The sequence below is a fragment of the Marinomonas phycocola genome (assembly GCF_047525455.1).
Taxonomy (GTDB): Bacteria; Pseudomonadota; Gammaproteobacteria; order Pseudomonadales; family Marinomonadaceae; genus Marinomonas.
In genome coordinates, this window is the sequence record NZ_JBLIXL010000044.1 from 1,877 (window position 1) to 5,011 (window position 3,135).

The following is a 3,135-nucleotide window of genomic DNA, read 5'->3' on the forward strand; positions in this document are numbered from 1 at the left end:
TCTGACTTAGTGCTTTGCACTAAACTTGCTCTTTAACAATGTGAATTTTGAAATAGACGATAATCAAGCGTCAAACCGGTGGAAAGCATCTCTCTCTTAATTGAGAAAAACCTGGATGACTTTCTAAATCGTAAAATCCAATGCATGAGACAAAAGCATCGTTGGTGTGTGATCTGAAGGCTTTGCTCATTTGTGAGTGAAACTGTTTTGGGTTATATGGTCAAGTGACCAAGCGTGCACGGTGGATGCCTTGGCAGTCAGAGGCGATGAAGGACGTGGTAATCTGCGAAAAGGTTCGGGGAGTTGATAAACAAGCTTTGATCCGAACATGTCCGAATGGGGAAACCCACCCGCTTGCGGGTATCATTAAGTGAATACATAGCGTAATGAGGCGAACCCGGGGAACTGAAACATCTAAGTACCCGGAGGAAAAGAAATCAACCGAGATTCCCTAAGTAGCGGCGAGCGAAAGGGGATTAGCCCTTAAGTTGATTGGGTGTTAGTAGAACAAGCTGGAAAGCTTGGCCGTAGAGAGTGAAAGCCTCGTATACGAAAACGCCTTATTAATGAAAACGAGTAGGACGGGACACGTGGTATCCTGTCTGAACATGGGGGGACCATCCTCCAAGGCTAAATACTCCTGACTGACCGATAGTGAACCAGTACCGTGAGGGAAAGGCGAAAAGAACCCCGATGAGGGGAGTGAAATAGAACCTGAAACCGTGTACGTACAAGCAGTGGGAGCGGACTGTGTTCCGTGACTGCGTACCTTTTGTATAATGGGTCAACGACTTATTTTCAGTAGCAAGGTTAACCATGTAGGGGAGCCGTAGAGAAATCGAGTCTTAATAGGGCGCTGAGTTGCTGGGAATAGACCCGAAACCGAGCGATCTATCCATGAGCAGGTTGAAGGTTGGGTAACACTAACTGGAGGACCGAACCCACGTACGTTGAAAAGTCCGGGGATGACTTGTGGATAGGAGTGAAAGGCTAATCAAGCTCGGAGATAGCTGGTTCTCCTCGAAAGCTATTTAGGTAGCGCCTCGTATCTCACCATTGGGGGTAGAGCACTGTTTGGGCTAGGGGGTCATCCCGACTTACCAACCCCATGCAAACTCCGAATACCAATGAGTGCAATTACGGGAGACACACGGCGGGTGCTAACGTCCGTCGTGGAAAGGGAAACAACCCAGACCGTCAGCTAAGGTCCCAAAGTTACAGTTAAGTGGGAAACGATGTGGGAAGGCTCAGACAGCTAGGAGGTTGGCTTAGAAGCAGCCATCCTTTAAAGAAAGCGTAATAGCTCACTAGTCGAGTCGGCCTGCGCGGAAGATATAACGGGGCTAAAACTGTACACCGAAGCTACGGATGCTTAGTTTACTAGGCATGGTAGAGGAGCGTTCTGTAAGCCGTTGAAGGTCAAGCTGTAAGGCAGGCTGGAGGTATCAGAAGTGCGAATGTTGACATGAGTAACGATAAGGGGAGTGAAAAACTCCCCCGCCGGAAGACCAAGGTTTCCTGTCCTATGCTAATCAGGGCAGGGTGAGTCGGCCCCTAAGGCGAGGCAGAAATGCGTAGTCGATGGGAAACAGGTTAATATTCCTGTACTTGTGTATATTGCGATGGAGAGACGGAGAAGGCTAGGCCAGCACGGTGATGGTTATCCGTGTTTAAGGTGGTAGGTTAAGGACTTAGGCAAATCCGGGTCCTTCCTTTTAGTAGGAAAGCCGAGAGCTGATGACGAGCCCTCTTTTGGGCGAAGTGGTTGATGCCATGCTTCCAGGAAAAACTTCTAAGCGTCAGATATACATGAACCGTACCCCAAACCGACACAGGTGGTCAGGTAGAGAATACCAAGGCGCTTGAGAGAACTCGGGTGAAGGAACTAGGCAAAATGGCACCGTAACTTCGGGAGAAGGTGCGCCGATTAGTGTGAAGGGCTTGCCCCGTAAGCATTGATTGGTCGAAGATACCAGGTGGCTGCGACTGTTTATTAAAAACACAGCACTCTGCAAACACGAAAGTGGACGTATAGGGTGTGACGCCTGCCCGGTGCTGGAAGGTTAATTGATGGGGTTAGCGTAAGCGAAGCTCTTGATCGAAGCCCCAGTAAACGGCGGCCGTAACTATAACGGTCCTAAGGTAGCGAAATTCCTTGTCGGGTAAGTTCCGACCTGCACGAATGGCGTAACGATGGCCACACTGTCTCCACCCGAGACTCAGTGAAATTGAAATCGCAGTGAAGATGCTGTGTATCCGCGGCTAGACGGAAAGACCCCGTGAACCTTTACTATAGCTTCACAGTGAACTTTGAACCTACTTGTGTAGGATAGGTGGGAGGCTTTGAAACTGGAACGCCAGTTCCAGTGGAGCCGATCTTGAAATACCACCCTGGTATGTTTGAGGTTCTAACTCAGGTCCCTTATCGGGATCGAGGACACTGTGTGGTGGGTAGTTTGACTGGGGCGGTCTCCTCCCAAAGAGTAACGGAGGAGCACGAAGGTGTGCTCAGCATGGTCGGAAATCATGCGAAGAGTGTAAAGGCAAAAGCGCGCTTAACTGCGAGACAGACACGTCGAGCAGGTACGAAAGTAGGTCTTAGTGATCCGGTGGTTCTGAATGGAAGGGCCATCGCTCAACGGATAAAAGGTACTCCGGGGATAACAGGCTGATACCGCCCAAGAGTTCACATCGACGGCGGTGTTTGGCACCTCGATGTCGGCTCATCACATCCTGGGGCTGAAGCCGGTCCCAAGGGTATGGCTGTTCGCCATTTAAAGTGGTACGCGAGCTGGGTTTAGAACGTCGTGAGACAGTTCGGTCCCTATCTGCCGTGGACGTTTGAGATTTGAGAGGAGCTGCTCCTAGTACGAGAGGACCGGAGTGGACGAACCTCTGGTGTTCCGGTTGTCACGCCAGTGGCATTGCCGGGTAGCTACGTTCGGACGGGATAACCGCTGAAAGCATCTAAGCGGGAAGCCTCCCTCAAGATGAGATCTCACTGGGACGTAAGTCCCCTAAAGAGCCGTTGAAGACTACGACGTTGATAGGTTGGGTGTGTAAGTGCTGTGAGGCATTGAGCTAACCAATACTAATTGCTCGTGAGGCTTGACCATATAACACCAAAATGGTTTT

General features: G+C 50.2%; 1 rRNA gene. It reads left to right on the forward strand.

Annotation, left to right across the window (positions count from 1 at the left end):
* Positions 1–218: 218 nt before the first annotated feature.
* A 23S ribosomal RNA gene (locus tag ACMUMJ_RS16730) occupies positions 219–3,116 on the forward strand.
* Positions 3,117–3,135: the final 19 nt, after the last annotated feature.